Here is a 16916-nt window from a genome sequence, read left to right on the forward strand (position 1 = left end):
CAAGCGGTCAAAGGGAGGAAATTTTGGCCAGCGTAGAATTGCAGAATATCGACAAAACCTATGGGAGCTTTGAGGCGATCGGCAATCTCAATCTGAGCGTCGACGATGGCTCGTTCACGGTGTTCGTCGGCCCTTCCGGCTGTGGAAAATCGACGCTGCTACGGATGATCGCCGGCCTCGAAAAGATCACGGCAGGCGACCTCAAGATCGACGGGCGGCGGATGAATGAAGCCGATCCGATCGAGCGCGGCGTGGCCATGGTTTTCCAGAACTACGCGCTCTACCCGCATATGACCGTTGAGCAGAATATCGGCTTCTCGCTGCGCATGGCGGGCCTTGGAAAGGCCGAGATCCAGCGCAGCGTTGCCGTTGCGGCGGCAACACTGCAGATAGAACCGCTGATGAAGCGCAAGCCGGCGCAACTCTCCGGTGGTCAGCGTCAGCGTGTCGCCATCGGCCGGGCGATCGTGCGCAATCCCGCCGTCTTCCTGTTCGACGAGCCGCTGTCGAACCTCGACGCTGAACTCAGGGTGTCCATGCGTGTCGAGATCGCGAAACTGCATCGGCGCATCGGCGCAACGATGATCTATGTCACCCATGACCAGACGGAAGCGATGACGCTGGCCGACAAGATCGTCGTCATGCGAGCAGGCAAGATCGAGCAGACAGGGACACCGGATACGCTCTATGCCGACCCCGACAACCTCTTCGTCGCCGGTTTCATCGGCTCCCCGCGGATGAATTTCCTGGATGGCACGCTGGACCCCAATGGCGTTGTCAGGCTCGATTGCGGCGCTGTCTTCAAGACGGGCCTTTTGCACGGCGAAGGCGACATCTTGATCAAGGCCGGCATTCGGCCCGAGCACTTCACCGGACACGACGATGCCGGCGGCGCAATTGACCTCAAGGTCGACGTGGTGGAAAATCTCGGCGGCACCCGTTTCATCTATGGCACGCTGAGTTCCGGGCAGGCCGTCATCATCGAGGACCGCTCCGAGACCATCCGCCGCCCCGGGGAAAGCGTCACCGCCGGCTTCCCCGCACGAAGGGCCCTGCTCTTCGGTGGGGACGGTGAGCGCATCCGCGGCGCGCGCCCGGCAAACACCCTTCCGGCGGGGTAGTCATGACGTCTCATCTTCTCTGGTACGATGCGCCCGCACAGCTATGGACGGACGCGCTGCCGCTCGGCAACGGCCGGCTCGGGGCCATGGTCTTCGGCGATCCCCTGCGCGAACACCTGCAGATCAACGAATCCACCTTCTGGGCCGGCGGTCCCTATCAGCCCGTTAATCCAGACGCCTTTGGTCATCTGGGAACCGTGCGGCAGCTGATTTTCGACGGCCATTATGCGGACGCCGAGGCGCTGGCCGAAAAACGTCTGATGGCACGGCCGATCAAGCAGATGTCCTACCAGCCGATCGGCGATCTCCGCCTCGAATTCAAGTTCGCCGAGAGTGTCTCCGGGTATCGGCGTGCGCTCGATCTCGATACCGCCATCGCTACCTCGTCTTACACCGCCAACGGCATCGCCTACCTGCGCGAAGCCTTCGTGTCGCCGGTCGACGGTGTGCTCGTCCTACGCCTCTCGGCTGACCGGAAACGCGCGATCAGCTGCCGGATCTCCATCGACAGTCCGCAGCAGGGAGAGATGAGCATAGGAGAGGGATCGCAGTTGAGCTTTTCGGGGAAGGGCAAAGCGGAATCCGGCATTGCCGCCGCTCTCCGGTTCGCCTTTGGCGTCCGGCTTATCAACAGCGGTGGAACGGTGAACGCTTCTGGGGGAGGCTTGTCGGTAGAAGGCGCTGACGAGGTTCTGGTCTTTCTCGACGCGGCGACGAGCTTCAGGCGCTACGACGACGTGTTGGGACATCCCGAGCGCGATATCATCGATAGACTTGAAAGAGCCGCTTCGCGCGATTTCGTATCGTTGCGCGACGACCATATCGCGGAGCATCGGCGACTGTTTAGCGCATTCGCCATTGATCTCGGATCGACGCCTGCGGCGTCGCTTCCAACCGACCAACGTATCGCTGGATTCGCTGGCGGCGATGATCCGGCGCTGGCAGCGCTTTATGTCCAGTTCGGCCGCTATCTGATGATTGCCTCGTCGCGTCCCGGGACGCAACCGGCCAATCTGCAGGGCATTTGGAATGCGCAAACGGATCCACCCTGGGGCAGCAAATACACAGCCAACATCAATCTCCAGATGAACTATTGGCTGCCGGCGCCGGCCAATCTGCGCGAGTGTCTCGAGCCGCTCGTCGAAATGGCCGAAGAGCTTGCCGAGACCGGCAAGGTGATGGCACACGTACACTATCGCGCCCGCGGCTGGGTCATGCATCACAATACCGATCTCTGGCGCGCAACGGGACCGATCGACGGCGCCAAGTGGGGACTCTGGCCAATGGGCGGTATCTGGTTGATGGCGCAGCTGCTGGACGCATGCGACTACCTTGATGACGCCGAAGCGATGCGACGTCGACTATTTCCGATCGCCCTGGAGGCGGCGCACTTCCTCTTCGACGTGCTTGTTCCGTTCCCCGGCACGGAGTATCTGGTGACGAACCCATCGCTTTCACCCGAAAACGCCCACCCGTACGGAGCGTCGATTTGCGCCGGTCCGGCGATGGACAGCCAACTCATCCGCGATTTTTTGGGTCTCCTGCGCCCTCTCGCGGTCTCAATCGGTGGAGAGCCCGAGCTTGTCGCCGACATCGATCGTGTGCTGCCGCGCCTTGCGCCCGACAGGATCGGCGCGAATGGCCAGTTGCAGGAATGGCTCGAAGACTGGGACATGCAGGCGCCGGAGATGCATCACCGCCATGTCTCGCATCTCTACGGCCTTTACCCGAGCTGGCAGATCGACATGGACAGAACGCCCGACCTCGCCGCCGCCGCTCGCCGTTCACTGGAGATCCGCGGGGACGACGCGACGGGGTGGGGCATCGGCTGGCGCATCAACCTTTGGGCGCGGCTGCGCGATGGCAACCATGCTCACAACGTACTGAAACTGCTTCTCACACCGGAACGAAGCTACAGAAACCTGTTCGACGCTCATCCGCCCTTTCAGATCGACGGAAATTTCGGCGGTGCGGCAGGCATCGTGGAAATGCTCGTGCAGTCGCGTCCGGGGGAAATCCATTTACTCCCTGCGTTGCCGACGGCATGGCCGGGCGGCAGTATCCGTGGCTTGCGCCTCCGCGGCGGCATGCTGCTCGACCTTGATTGGGAGGATGGCGAACCGCTGACGATTAGGCTCACGGCCTCGCGCAATGTCAGCTCGATCCTTCGCTTCGGCCAAACGCGACGCAAAGTCGATCTCGCCGCTGGCGAAAGCTTTTTCGAGGGCGGAAGCGAGTTCCGCTAAATCCGCGCGGACGACGTGCTGGGGCCGAGCTCGTACGGCAAACGGGTTGTCGGATCCGTCGGAGACGGGTTTGGCGGCTACACGCCGGACGTCGCCGAGATTGTCGAACTCGAAAAGATGGTGCTGGCACTCGAGCGCAAGGACCGAAGGCTGCAGGCGACGCTGTATTTGATCGCGTCACGCAGCTTTTGAAAAAGACGGCCGAGACCCATCGTTTGGCGTCAGAACACTCTTGCTTGAAAAGTGATGCAAATCAGCGCCTGCGCGGCGCATCGTTCGCGACAACAGGCCATCGGAGGAGCGGCCTCTCGCCCGGCGAGCATGCGGCCAATCAAATATGTTAGCCGCGCCTGTCCATTGGAAATTCAATGGCTCCGCCCATGACTGAGAGTTAAAGCCATAGCAAACATCGCTGGTCAACCGATGGCTTCTTCTCGCAGTCAAAGCAGTCGAAATTTCAGTCAAAGGCCCTGCTTGTCAACAGAAAGCGAAGGCAGGGCGCAATCACACGCTTGAGATTAGCCCCCCGTCCACCCGGATCACCGATCCGGTCAGATAGGAGGCGCGCCTGCTTGCCATGAACGTGACGACATCGGCATATTCTTGCGGATCACCATAGCGCCCGACTGGGATCGATGCAGTGCTTGCCGCTGAAACCTCCTCGACGGCCTTCCCTTCGCGCTTCGCCTTCTGTTCGTCGAGGAAGGCGATACGCTGTGTGGCGACACGACCTGGCAAGACGACATTGACGGTCACGCCATCACGACCGACCTCGCCCGCCAGTGTTTTAGACCATCCGAGAAGCGACATGCGCAGGGCATTCGACAGGCCAAGATTGGGAATGGGCGCGACGACGCCAGATGATGTCGAGGTGATGATGCGTCCCCACTTCTTTTCACGCATCCTGGGAAGTACGGCATCGGAGATTGCTATGACCGACAGAACCATGCTGTCGAAGTATTTACGCCAGCTCTCGGCACTCTGACCGGAAACGAGCGTCGGCGGCGGGCCGCCGGTGATATTGACAAGAATGTCTACCGAGCCGAGCTGCTCGTCGATGGCGGCGAGATTGGGCTCGATCACGCCGAGTTCGGCAAGGTCCCATTGAAGCGCCATCGCTAAGCCGCCAGCCGTGCGGATATCGGCAACCGTTTTATCCGCTGCTTCCCTGTCGATATCTGCAACCGCGATTCGCGCGCCTTCGACGGCGAGCGTTTTAGCAATTGCCCCGCCAAGCCCGCCGCCGGCGCCCAATACCAGGGCAGTCTTGCCTTTCAATCCGAGATCCATGGTCCGTTTCCTTTCCGTTATTTGCGATCTTCATACGCTGTGATCATCAGCCCGCCATCCAGCCGCCATCGACCATCAGGTTAACGCCGGTCATGTAGCTCGCCATGTCGCTGGCGAGGAAAAGCGCGGCACTCGCGACATCGTGTGGCTCGCCGAGCCGCGGCCAAGGGGTGCGACGGCGCGAATAATCGAGAGCGTCGGGATCGTTGGCGACACCCGGTTTGCCGGTGACGATCTTGCCGGGGGCAATCGCATTGCAAACGATACCTGTCGCAGCATGGTCGACGGCAATTTGCCGGGTCATTTGTACGACTGCACCCTTGCTGACGCCGTATGGGAAATCACCAGGGCAAGCGACCATGCCGTGCTGCGATGAAATGTTGATGATGCGGCCACGCGTTTCACCGGTCGGCTCCTGCGCCAGAAATTGCTGCGCGGCTCGCTTGCAGCAATAAAAGAACCCGGTGACATTGACGGCGATCACCCTATCCCATTGTTGGGGCGAGGTTTCAAGGAGATTGGTCGAGGTATAGATCGCGGCATTGTTGACCATGATGTCGAGCCGACCGAACTCTTTCACCGTTTGTGAGACCAGCCCATCGACGTCAGCCCAGTTGGAGATGTCGGTCCTTACGAACATGCCCTCTCCGCCTGCCGCAACGATGCAGGAAAGGGTCGTTTCACCCCCCTCGATCGGAGCCTCGCAGACGTCGGCGATCACGACGACCGCGCCCTCTTCGGCGTAGCGAAGTGCGATCGCCCGGCCGAGGCCGGAGCTCGCGCCGGTGACAATGGCAATTTTCCTGTCGAGCAAAGGCATCGGCATTCCTTTATGCAGTCCTGCGGACGACTTGGCCGCGACGGGGATTAATAAGCGTTCCGTCTTTGACGATGCGAGCGCCGCGCAGGAAGACGTCGGTCAACCGGCCGGCCGAGCGCCTGCCGTGAAATGGTGAATAGGCGGCACGAGAGGCCTGCTCGGTATTGGTGATGACAGTCGGTCGGTCCATATCGACAATTAGAATGTCGGCATCGCTGCCGACGGCAATCGAGCCTTTCGAACGTCCAAGTCCGAAGCGATGAGCGGGATTGTAGGCGCAGATCCGCACGAGATCCGAAAGCCCTATTACCTTCTCCGCCACAAGGTCCAGCATCACCGAGAGCAATGTCTGAAGACCCGGCATCCCGCCGGGAATATCTGCGAAAGATCCATAGACTGCCGACTTTTCGGCCGGGCTGTGCGGCGCATGATCCGTCGCCATGATTGTGATCAGGCCCTCAGAGACCGCTCGGCGCAAGGCCGCGACATCGTCGCGACCGCGAAACGGAGGCGATCCTTTCAGCCGGGCACCTTCCGTCTCGTAGTCGTCGGATGTGAAGAACAGGTTCTGCGGTGTCGTTTCCACGGTGACATCAGCCATGCTCCGAAGACGGCTCCAGGTCTCGGCGCCGAGCCTCGAATTGATTTGACGCACATGCACGCGCGCGCCGGTCTCAGCCGCCGCCAGTACCGCGCGTGCAATACCGCCGGCTTCGGCGAGCGGCGGTCTGCTGGCCAAAAATGCCGGAACGCCAACACTGCGCTCCCGCACGCCGGCTCCCTCGAGGATCGACTGGTCGCCGGGGGAAACGCCTATCACCGCGCCGGTACCCGCCAGCCGGCGCAGCGTCTCAGTGACAGCATCCAGACTATCGAACCGATAGTCGACGGGTACGTCAGCCGTGAACAGTTCAAGAGAGACCGGCGACAAAGCAAGCAGGGCCTCCAGGCTGTCATAACTCTTTGAAACCACGGCCTGAAAGCCGACGTCGACATGAATTCTGCCCGCCGCGCTCGCCATCTTATCCGACAATTGCTGCGCAGTCGCCGTCCAGGGATCGTCCGTCGGCATGTCGAGAATGGTCGTCACGCCGCCGAGCGCCGCTGCGTGTGTGCCGCTTTCGAAATCCTCCTTCTGCGTCATTCCCGGTTCGCGCAGATGAACATGCGCATCGACCAGGCCGGGCAGCACCTTTTTGCCGCTCGCATTGACGAAGCCGCGCGCCATGGCGGGCTCGCCAGGCGCTAGGACGGCCGCGACGCTTCCGTCGAGAATGCCGATATCCGCAGGAAGTTGACCGCTTGCGTTGACGACCATGCCGCCGGTGATCAGCGTGTCGAACATAGTCGCCCTCGCCTCCCCTACCATAGACCCGCGAGCCGCGGCTCTTCGTGCGTGACGACCTCGATAAGCGCCGCCTGCCCGGCCTTGACCTTGTCGAGGGCACGCAGCAACGCGGGGCGCAGCATTTCCGGATCCACGACGCATTCCGCGTAACCACCGAGAGCTTCCGCGATCGGTGCGTAACTGCCTGTTACCCGATTCGCGCCGTATTTCGTGGTGGCGATCGGCATGCTTTTCGCGTAGCCGCCGAGCACGTTGTTGCGCAGCACGATGGTCAAGACAGGCAGATTGCAGCGGACCGCAGTTTCGAAGTCGATGCCGACCATTCCGAACGCGGACTCTCCCATCAGATTGACGACGGTCGCATCGGGGCGAGCAAGCCTGGCCCCCATCGCAAAGCCTAGGCCGCTTCCGAGTTGGGTGGTCTTTCCCCAACCGATGTAGCCGCCGGGTGTGCTTGCCACATAAAATGGGCAGAACTGGTCGCGCGGATTGCCGGCGTCGTGTGTGACGATCGAGGTCTTCGGATCGATCGCCTGCATGATCTCCCAGACGACACGGTAAGGTGAGATCGGCGTGCTGTCCGACGTCAGGAGCGGCATCCATTTTTCCATGAAAGCCGCGCGAACGGCAGCGATTTCCGCCGCCGGCTGCTGACGTTCGCCGAGAGGCAGGTGATCGCGACGGATCAGTGCGATCATCTGTTTCAGGACCGAGGCGGCATCTGCGACCACACCCTGGGCGATCGCATAGTCCTTGCCGAGATCCGCATCGTCGAGCGTGACATGAAGGATGGTTTTATCTTCGGGGATCGGCAGGATGTAGTAGGAGCGCGTCAGGCTGCTGCCGAGCGCGAACACCACGTCGGCCTTTGCTAGAAAATGGTCGACGGTCGCGGGTCGGGCACGCCCGGCTGTTCCGAGAGCAAGCGGATGGTCTTCGGGAAAAGCGCTCTTGCCGTTCGGCGTCGTCATGACGGGAATGTTCAAGAGTTCGGCAAGCTCGATCAGTTCCGGCGTCGCCGAGGCTGACAGCACTCCCTGCCCCGCGAGAATAACGGGATTTTTGGCGGCCAGCAGGCTCTTGGCCAGATCGACCACCTCACGATCACCGGCCTGCGGTACGCTGCGGCGCGGTCGGCGATGATCCGCCGGCAGAGCATCAAGCCTTTCGGCCAGCAGATCGACAGGCAATTCGAGCAGGACCGGCGCCGGCGACCCATTCCTGACACGCGATATCGCCGCATGCATGAGCTTGGGCAGATCATCGACCTGCGTTGCCGCCTCGCACCATTTGGTAATGTGCCGAAAGTTGCGGCGGGATTCGAAATTCGGGGCGATGGCTTCTGATCCGCGCGGGTAGCCGGTCGGCAAGAACAGCATCGGTACGCGGTCGTTGAAAGCCTGGGCAATGCCGGCAAATGCACTTTCGGCTCCCGGGCCATATTGCACAGTGACAACGGCAAGCTCCCTGCCGGCCGTCGCCCGGGCATAGCCCTCTGCGATATTGACGGCGACACGCTGCGTCCGCGCAATGAGCGGCGGAATGTCAAGCGCCGCTGAGGCATCGAAAAGCTCGCTTGCTGGAAAGCCAATGATCTGCTTGACGCCTTCCTCCTTCAGGACCCCTGCAACATATTCGGCGCCGCTCATCGTTTTCGCCTCGGCGGGCAAATGGTCATTCGGCAGTGCATGCGTGCCGTCAGCCATGATGATCGATCCAGTAACGGGCGATATCTTGGCGCCGCATGAAGGCCGCACCTGGCGTTTTCTTGACGTGCTCGATCACGTCACGCAGACCCGAGGCGCGATTAGGCTGGCCCATCCAGCGGGCATGCACGCCGATCGTCAGCATACGCCCGCCTGTCTCGTCGGCTTCGCCGATCATGTAGTCGATCGCCGATCGGCAATCCTCGGCAAAATCGCGCGGATTGCTGTAGCCGGGCGCGATCAGATAGCGGCTGTCGTTCAGCGTCTTCGAATAGGGCACGACGAGAAGCTTCGTACCCTCGTGATCGAGGAAATACGGAAGATCGTCGTTGCAGGGGTCCGAGTAATAGAGGAAGCCGCCTTCCCTGACGATCAGGTCACGGGTGTTGACGCTTGGAAAGGATCGGCAATTCCAACCCATCGGCCTTGTGCCGGTCAATTTCTCATAAAGGGCCAGTGCTTCGTGAAGCTGCCGCTCCTCCTCATCGCGCGGCATGCCGGAATATTCGCTCCAGCGCAGCCCGTGGCCGAGCAGATCGTGGCCGCGGGCACTCATCCAATCGACGACAGCCGGGTTCTTCTCCAGCGCAACGGCGCAGGCCGAGATCGTTACCGGAATATCGTAACGGTCGAACATGCGAGCCAGGCGCCAGACGCCTGCGCGACTGCCGTATTCGAAATGGGTCTCGGTGCCGAGGTCGCGCAGCGGCGGGCTGTTGGGAATATTGTACTCGCCCCAATTATCGTTTCGTCCGTCCTCGAGCCAGGAATACTCCGCGCCCTCCTCGTAGTTCAGCACGAGGTTGATCGCCAGCTTGACCCCGCCTGGCCAGGAGATGACCGGGGGGTTCGGGCCATAGCCGACAAAATCGCGCAACTGATCTTTTGCACCAGCGCTCATCACTTTCCCTCGCTCTGATTTTCGTTCTCGACGATCCAATCCATGTAGTCGTGGAACGACTGCCTGGCGCTGCGTGGCTGCCAGCCCGTGTCTCGCGCGATCCGGGCGATGTCGTAGGCTCCCCACATGCCGTCCTTCAGTGAAAGGTCCTGGATGACGTTGGCGGTTTCCGCAGGGCTCACTTCGACCTGCAGGGAAGGCGCGCGCTCCTTTGCCCAGCCGATGATGTCGCCGATGGTCGAAGTCCCGCCACTTCCGATATTGTAGTGCCGATAACGCAGGCGCTCTGCGAGAAGCAGCGCGATGATTGCGCCGGCCACATCCGTCGAAGAGACATAGTCGCCAACAGGTTCCAGGCTATTCGGCCGCACGGTCTCCCCTGCAAGCGCCATATGGGCGACGCGGTTCGGAACATGCCGGAAATTACGGCTGCCGGTGACCCGATCCATCGGCCCATAAACCGATGCAAGCCGGACGGAGGCCGCCGACAGGCCGAAAAGATCAGCGTAGCGGTTGACCACCATCTCCGCTGCAAATTTGGAGATGCCATAGAGTGTCAGCGGTGCAACATAGCCGTCTTCGGGAAGCGGTTCGCCCGTCCAGTCCGGCCCGTGATGACGGTAGACCGAGCCCGAACTGACGAAGACGAGGCGTTGAAAGCCCGGACGCTTTCTCAGCCATTCGAGAATGTGCACGGTGCCCATGAAATTGATATCGACGATCCTGGCGGGATCTTCGGCTTCGGGTTGGCGCTTTGCCTCGGCGGCACTGCCGCGCGAGATGGGGGTGACGGTGGCGCCGTGGACCACGTAGCGGATATCGTGGTCGTCGAGTGTCGCTTCCCATTGGGCGGGCTCGCAAATGTCGGCCGTGATCACGGTCAGTCGATCGCGGACCGGCGCAAAATAGCGCTCCGCCATCGCATCAAGGCCGGCGCGATCGAGAATGACGACACGCGCCTTGGCATCGCGTTCGAGCCATTCCCGCGCAAGGACGCTCATGACGAAGCCGGTTCCCCCGGTGACAAGAAGGGTCATTTCAAATCCATCCAAAAGATCTTCAACGCAGGTATCAGCGGGTAACGTAGCCGCCGTCGGCCAGGAGGTCAGTTCCGGTGACGAACGATGCATCCGACGACAAGAGGAAGGCGGCGGCGGCAGCGATTTCATCAGGCTTGGCGATACGGCCGAGCAAATGCGCAGGCCCGAGCCCGGCATTGGCCGCCTCGAGGTCCGGCCACCGCTGCAGCAATCTCGGCGTCGCCACGGCACCAGGCGACAGGCTGTTGACGCGGATACCATCGCCGGCGTGATCGACCGCCATGGCCCTGGCGAGATGCACGAGCCCGGCCTTTGCCGCGCAATAGGCGACGGCCTTGCCGGTCGCCACATGCGCGAACTGCGATGCGATGAAGACGACGGATCCGCCGCCGCCTTCGATCATCGCCGGAAGCGCGTGCTTGCCGACTAGAAAGGCACCCGTCAGGATGACATCAATTTCCAGTCGCCATTGCTTTTCAGCAAGATCGATGACCGTGCCGTCCATCGAAGGTGCCGCGGCATTGTGCACAAGACCGTCGAGTCGACCGAAATGTCTGGTACCGGTCCCTACCGCGCGACCGACCGAAATATTGTCGGTCACATCGCACTGGATGCCGAAAGCACGGGGGCCAAGGGATTGCGCGAGCGCCAAGACGCCCTCCGGCGATTGATCCGCACAGATCACCGAAGCGCTTTCATCGATGCAGCGGCGCGCAATTGCCGCGCCGATACCGCTCGCAGCGCCCGTCAGAAAGACCACCTTGCCGTCAAGACGTGACATCGATGCGGTCATGATGCGAGGACCTTCGAAAGACCTTGCTGCGGTGGGAAAGGTCGCTGTCGGGCAATGAACTGGCCGCGCCCGGGCTCGGCCATGATTCTTCCGTCGTCCCAGACGATATCGCCCCGCGAGATCGTCATGATGGGCCAGCCCTTGACGACCTGTCCTTCATAAGGCGTGTAGTCAGTCGCGTGATGCAGGAGCGAATTGGTGATCGTCATGCTGCGATCCGGATCCCAAATCGCGATATCGGCGTCTGCGCCTACGGCAATCCTGCCCTTGCGCGGATGAAGACCGAACAGCCGCGCCGGGGCGCCGGCGGTCAGGTCAGCGAATTTCTGCAGCGAGATCAGGCCGCCGTTCACGCCAGCAGAAAAGAGCAAGGCGAGCCGTGTCTCGATACCGGGAATACCGTTAGGAATACGGTGGAACGGTGTCCCCGGCCCGCCCGCTATCTTATCCGCATAGTGCCACGGCGAATGGTCCGAAGAAAAAACCTCCAGCGTGCCGTCCAGGATACCGGCCCAGATTGCAGGCTGGTTCGACTTGTCGCGTGGCGGCGGCGTGCAGACGCATTTGGAGCCTGAGAGATCATGGGTGTCGATATCCTCGGCCGAAAGGAAAAGATATTGGGGGCAGGTTTCGGCGTAGATCGGAAGCCCCCGCGCCTTGGCGCGGCGGATTTCTTCGACGGCGCCGCCCGCAGCGACATGGCTGACGAGAATCGGCGTCTCGATCAGCTCCGACAGGCTGATCGCCCGGAAGGTCGCTTCACGGTCGCCGATCGCCGAATGCGCCTTTTCGTGATAGCGCAGCTCAGTCTTGCGCGAGGCGATGAACTTTTCGGTCAACCAGCGAATGCAGGCATCGTTTTCCGCGTGAACCATGACCATCGCGCCTTGAGCACGCGCAAGGTCGAGCACATTCAACACCTCATAATCGTCGAGCTTCAGCCCGTCATAGGTCAGGTAGATCTTGATCGAAGTGCAGCCCTCGGCAATCAGCTGAGGGATCTCGTCGCGCAACACTTCGGCTGATGGATCGCCGACGATCAGGTGAAAACCATAGTCGATACGCGCTTTCGAACGGGCGCGCTCGTGATAATCCTCGACGATGTCGCGTAGCGACTGGCCACGCATCTGCATGGCGAAAGGCACGACAGTTGTCGTGCCGCCGCACATCGCCGACAGCGTGCCGGTGTTGAAATCGTCCGCTGTCGCCTTCCCTTCCCAGGGCTGCTGATCCATGTGGCAATGGCTATCGACGCCGCCGGGCAGCACGATGCGCCCCTCAGCCACGACTTCATGTTTCCCCTCGGGCAGATCCGGCCCGAGCGCCGCAATCGCGCCGTCGCGAACGCCGATATCGATCTGTCTGGTCGCATCCGGCAGTACCACACGGCCACGACGGATCACGAGGTCATAAGGCTTGGCGGGCGTCATTCGCTTCCTCCCGAAACAAGGCAAGGTTTGGTGGCGCCGATCGGACGGCGAAAGAGATTGAAGCAGGCAGCGACAGCAACCAGGAACGCGCCGCTCCCGAGCAGAAGGAAGAGTGCCTGCGGTGCAAACAGCTCCATCAGCTGGGCGGCGAGCCCAGGTGTCATGATGTTGCCGATCGAATAAAGGAGCAGCAGGCTACCCGATGCCGAGACCATATGGCGGCTATCGAGCTGTGAGTTAGCGTAAGCGATACCGACCGGATAGATCGTCAGCGCAATTGCGCCATAGGCGAAAAACAGACCGTAGAGAAGCATCTGCGGATAGCTTCCGGGCCAGGCGATTGCTGCGCACAGTCCTGCTCCCGCCAATCCCTGAACGAGAAGTAGAACGCGCCGGTCCATACGATCCGACAACCATCCGACCGGGGCCTGAGCGAGCATGCCGCCCAGGCTGAAAGCGGTTACCAGTGTCACCGCCACCGCCGCGTCGAGGTGCACCCGCTCCGCATAGATCGGCGTCATCGTATAGACATTCATATTCGTCATGCCCGCTTGAAAGACGCAGACGACAGCCACCGGTGCGAGAGCGACGAGCCGCCAGATGCCATAGCGATGCCCGGAGTGGGCGTTGCCGGCCTCGACCGCTACTGCCAGCGGCAGGCGCAAGGTGGGCCAGGGTCCACCGATAAAGCGGGCGTAGATCAGTCCAAGAAGGATGACGCCGAGCACGATCTGAAAGAGATGGGGAGAGTCCGCTCCGGCCGCTTCGACAAGCAATTGCGCAAACAGGGTCGCCAGCGACGTCATCAGCATATAGAGCGAGAAATAAGCTCCGCGGTTCTTCTGGTCAGCGTAGAGATTGATCCAGCTTTCGGACACGACGAACAGCGTTGCGATGGAAAAACCGTTTATCAGACGCAGGCAGAACCAGACCGGAGCGGCTTGCGTCAGCATGTAGCCGCAGGCGCCGAAAGCAGCGAGCAATGCGACGGCCAGGAAAGCCCGCTCGTGTCCCAAGCGGACGACCATGACACGAGCTGAGAGGCAGCCGGCAAGGAAGCCTACGGGAAACGCCGTCAGCAACAACTGGACGATGTGGGGATCGATTGCGGGGTCACTGAGGTGCAGGGAAACCGTGGTCGTCAGAAGAGAATTGCCAGTCGCGACGATGCAGATGCTCGCCATGACATGCAGGATTGCACGAAGCCCTGCGGCTTTCCGCCAGAATTCACCAATCCGATCGGGATCGCGCATCATTATGCCTTTTCGGCGAAAGCAAGGACGGAAGGCCGGGCGGCCAGATCTGCCTGATCGATGTGGCAGAGAATCTCGTGCGTATCGGACATCTTGCGCAGTGGGGGCGGAGCGGTGTCGCAGATGCTGCCGAGCTTGCGATGGCACCGCGTCGCAAAACGGCAGCCGGCGGGTACGTTGACCGCGCTCGGTGTTTCGCCGGACAGGCGAATACGCTCGCGCGGCGCTTCATCCGGGTGCGGGCTGCGGATCGCTGAGAGAAGTGCTTCGGTATAGGGATGCGCACCCTCACTGAAGACTTCCTCGACGGTCCCCTGCTCCATGATCTTGCCGAGATACATGACCACAACCTTGTCTGCTACGTGACGAACCAGCGCCAGGTCGTGGCTGATGAACAGCATCGTGGCATGCTTTTCCCGTTGAATATCGAGAAGAAGCGTCACGACCGCGGCCTGCACCGAAACGTCGAGTGCCGAGACAGGTTCGTCAGCGACGATGAGCGAAGGTTCCGCCGCAAACGCGCGTGCGATGGCGATACGCTGCTTCTGACCGCCGGACAGCTGGTTCGGCTTTCTGTCCGCGACGGCTGGAGATAGACGCACCATTTCCAGGAGCGCGCGGACGCGCTGTTCGATCTCCGCCTTTCCCTTGCGGATACCGAATTTCTTGATCGAACGACGAATGGAAAAAGCGGCCGAATGCGAGGGATTGAGCGTACTATCCGGATTTTGAAAGATCATCTGGATCTGTTGCAACAGCGCGCGTGGACGTTCGCTGGCCTGCAGTTCGGCGATATTCTCGCCAGCCATGCGGATTTCGCCCGACGTCGCCTTGTCGAGACCCGTCACGATGCGCGCCAGCGTGGATTTTCCGCAGCCGGACTCGCCGACCAGCGCCACGATCTCGGCTGTTGCCGCTTCGAAACTGACCGCTTCGTTTGCCTTGACGGTCTTCCGGCGGCCGACGGGGTAGAGACGGTTCACATCAGACAATGTTATCGCCGTCGATCTTGCAATCATCTGTGTCTCGACCGGAGCAACCGTCGCTTCTCCTGCCGAAATTTCGGGCCAGCGGACGCAGCGCACCAGATGCTCTTCCGCCGCCGGCTCCAGAGCAAGGTCCGGACGGTCGCAGAGGCCGGAGACAAAACTCGAACAGCGCGGCCCGAACAGACAGCCCTGCGGCCGTTCCTGCGGCAGCGGGATCGAACCCGGGATGGCAGCGAGCGTGCGGCTGCGCTTATCGCCGGTAATGTCGGGAATGCAATCGATAAGGCCGCGCGTATACGGATGTTTCGGCCGGCGGAATACTTCTGATGTCGTTCCCTCTTCTACCATCTCGCCGGAATACATGATGCCGAGACGATCGCAGCTTTCCGCGATCAAACCGAGATTGTGCGAGATGAACAGCAGGCTGGTCGAATAGCGTTGGCGCAATTCTTCGATCAGATCGATGACCGCAGCCTCGACAGTCACATCGAGGCCGGTCGTTGGTTCGTCGAGCAGCAGAAGGGATGGCTTAGCAAGCAATGCCATGGCGATGACCACGCGCTGTTGCTGGCCACCGGAGAGCTGATGCGGATATCGCTTCATCATGTCACCAGGGTCCGGCAAGCGGACGTCGGCAAGCATCGCTGCCGCCATGGCCATCGCGTCTTTCTTGCTGGCGCCCATGTGAAGCAGGGGGACTTCGGCAAGCTGCGCACCGATCGTCTTCACCGGATTGAGCGCACTCATCGGATCCTGGTAGACCATCGCAATCTGCCGCCCGCGGATGGAACGCAGTTCCTTGGGGGCGGCATCGACCAGTTGCTTGCCGTTGAAGCGGATGCTGCCGCCGGCAACAACGCCGGTCGCGCCGAGATAACCCATGATCGCCATGGCCGTCGTGCTCTTGCCGCAGCCCGATTCACCCACGAGACCGTAGCTTTCGCCGGGCATAACCTTGAACGAGAGATCGGGGATCGCAACCACCGTTTCGCTCTTGCCGCGAAACTCGATGCGCAGGTTTCGAATGTCGAGAAGGGGTTCGCGATCGATCATTGGCGTGATGGACATGGCCGCTCCTTGAAGACTGGACGCGATGATGTTCATGGTTTCCATGCCTCCCGCATGCCGTCGGCGAGCAGGTTGAAGCCGAGGACCAGACTGACGAGCGCGGCAGACGGGATAAGCGACATGTGTGGCCAGACGTTCAGTACAGTGACACTTTCCTTGACCATGCCACCCCAGTCCGGGTTCGGTGGCGGCAAACCGAGGCCGAGGAAACCGAGGATGCCGATGGTGATGATCGTGTAGCCGATGCGCAGACAGGCATCGACGATCAGGAGGCTGCGGCAGTTCGGCAGCAGTTCGACGATCATGATGTAGAGCGTGCTTTCCGCACGCAGCTTTGCTGCCGCGACATATTCCTGCTGCTTCAGACCCAGCACTAGGCCGCGCGTTATGCGACCGATACCCGGCGCCGAGGCGATCATCGTCGCAATGACGATGTTCAGGACCGACGGTCCGATATTGGCGATCAGGATGACGTAGATAACGAGAACCGGAAATGCCAGTATGATGTCCGAGAAGCGGCTGATCAACACGTCGACCCAGCCCCCATAATAGCCTGCAATCATCCCCATCGTGATGCCGACGATCATGGCAACCGCCACCGACAGCGGCGCAACGGAGAGCACTGTGCGGGCGCCGAAGATCAACCGTGACAGCATATCACGACCGAGAATATCGGTTCCCAGCCAGTGGGCAGCGGAAGGATAGGGGTTGCTCATCGCCATGACATCGGAATCAGTCGGCGACGGTAGCGGCAGGACGGGCGCAAGAAGGGCTGCAAGCACCCAGAAGAGAACAAGGCACAACCCGACGACGGCCGTGCGCGAATGAAGGATGCGCATCCAGTTGGGCCTTGCAGCACGCTTTGGCGGTGCGGCGATCACTCCACTGATATTGCCTCGAACAGCCATGAT

General features: G+C 61.2%; 14 protein-coding genes. 3 read left to right on the plus strand and 11 right to left on the minus strand.

Features of this window, described 5'->3' with window-relative positions; translation table 11 throughout:
* Positions 1 to 23 precede the first annotated feature (23 nt).
* The 3 genes from ACM5SV_RS12865 to ACM5SV_RS12875 are packed head-to-tail and all read left to right on the plus strand — an operon-like array spanning position 24 to position 3559.
* Positions 24 to 1121 (plus strand): ABC transporter ATP-binding protein, encoded by a 1098-nt coding sequence (locus tag ACM5SV_RS12865; RefSeq protein WP_012760380.1) that lies wholly within the window; start codon positions 24 to 26, stop codon positions 1119 to 1121.
* Between the two features lie 2 nt (positions 1122 to 1123).
* On the plus strand, positions 1124 to 3367 hold the full coding sequence (locus ACM5SV_RS12870; protein WP_221970449.1) for a glycosyl hydrolase family 95 catalytic domain-containing protein: 2244 nt from the start codon (positions 1124 to 1126) through the stop codon (positions 3365 to 3367).
* Between the two features lie 15 nt (positions 3368 to 3382).
* Entirely contained in the window at positions 3383 to 3559 is a 177-nt protein-coding gene (locus ACM5SV_RS12875; RefSeq protein WP_171815740.1) for a hypothetical protein, read from the plus strand.
* A 312-nt stretch (positions 3560 to 3871) separates the two neighbouring features.
* On the opposite strand, the gene ACM5SV_RS12880 is transcribed toward ACM5SV_RS12875, so the two are convergent.
* From ACM5SV_RS12880 to ACM5SV_RS12930, 11 genes are read right to left on the minus strand one after another with little or no spacing between them, the layout of a single operon-like run.
* Entirely contained in the window at positions 3872 to 4657 is a 786-nt protein-coding gene (locus ACM5SV_RS12880) for an SDR family oxidoreductase (protein WP_017997312.1), read from the minus strand.
* A 46-nt stretch (positions 4658 to 4703) separates the two neighbouring features.
* Entirely contained in the window at positions 4704 to 5477 is a 774-nt protein-coding gene (locus tag ACM5SV_RS12885) for an SDR family NAD(P)-dependent oxidoreductase (RefSeq protein WP_012760383.1), read from the minus strand.
* A 10-nt stretch (positions 5478 to 5487) separates the two neighbouring features.
* Entirely contained in the window at positions 5488 to 6822 is a 1335-nt protein-coding gene (locus ACM5SV_RS12890) for a dihydroorotase (protein ID WP_419425273.1), read from the minus strand.
* Between the two features lie 17 nt (positions 6823 to 6839).
* Positions 6840 to 8531, minus strand: coding sequence for a thiamine pyrophosphate-requiring protein (locus tag ACM5SV_RS12895; protein WP_012760385.1), 1692 nt, complete (start codon positions 8529 to 8531; stop codon positions 6840 to 6842).
* Complete coding sequence (locus ACM5SV_RS12900) at positions 8524 to 9432, minus strand: allantoinase PuuE (RefSeq protein ID WP_012760386.1); 909 nt, start codon at positions 9430 to 9432, stop codon at positions 8524 to 8526. Before ACM5SV_RS12900 ends, ACM5SV_RS12895 begins: the two co-directional genes overlap by 8 nt.
* Positions 9432 to 10469 (minus strand): NAD-dependent epimerase/dehydratase family protein, encoded by a 1038-nt coding sequence (locus ACM5SV_RS12905; RefSeq protein WP_419425274.1) that lies wholly within the window; start codon positions 10467 to 10469, stop codon positions 9432 to 9434. Before ACM5SV_RS12905 ends, ACM5SV_RS12900 begins: the two co-directional genes overlap by 1 nt.
* A gap of 34 nt (positions 10470 to 10503) precedes the next feature.
* A complete protein-coding gene (locus ACM5SV_RS12910; RefSeq protein ID WP_012760388.1) occupies positions 10504 to 11265 on the minus strand; it encodes an SDR family NAD(P)-dependent oxidoreductase in 762 nt (253 codons plus the stop codon).
* Positions 11262 to 12695, minus strand: a complete 1434-nt coding sequence (hydA, locus tag ACM5SV_RS12915) for a dihydropyrimidinase (RefSeq protein ID WP_012760389.1) — start codon at positions 12693 to 12695, stop codon at positions 11262 to 11264. The genes ACM5SV_RS12910 and hydA overlap by 4 nt, the downstream gene beginning before the upstream one ends.
* Positions 12692 to 13951: an MFS transporter gene (locus tag ACM5SV_RS12920; RefSeq protein ID WP_017997318.1), complete on the minus strand. Its 1260-nt coding sequence runs from the start codon at positions 13949 to 13951 to the stop codon at positions 12692 to 12694. The genes hydA and ACM5SV_RS12920 overlap by 4 nt, the downstream gene beginning before the upstream one ends.
* Positions 13951 to 16041, minus strand: coding sequence for a dipeptide ABC transporter ATP-binding protein (locus tag ACM5SV_RS12925; protein WP_419425275.1), 2091 nt, complete (start codon positions 16039 to 16041; stop codon positions 13951 to 13953). Before ACM5SV_RS12925 ends, ACM5SV_RS12920 begins: the two co-directional genes overlap by 1 nt.
* Positions 16038 to 16913: an ABC transporter permease gene (locus tag ACM5SV_RS12930; RefSeq protein ID WP_012760392.1), complete on the minus strand. Its 876-nt coding sequence runs from the start codon at positions 16911 to 16913 to the stop codon at positions 16038 to 16040. Before ACM5SV_RS12930 ends, ACM5SV_RS12925 begins: the two co-directional genes overlap by 4 nt.
* Between the last annotated feature and the right edge of the window lie 3 nt (positions 16914 to 16916).

This window comes from Rhizobium sp. CRRU65, assembly GCF_048551595.1.
In the GTDB taxonomy this organism is placed as follows: Bacteria; Pseudomonadota; Alphaproteobacteria; order Rhizobiales; family Rhizobiaceae; genus Rhizobium; species Rhizobium leguminosarum_J.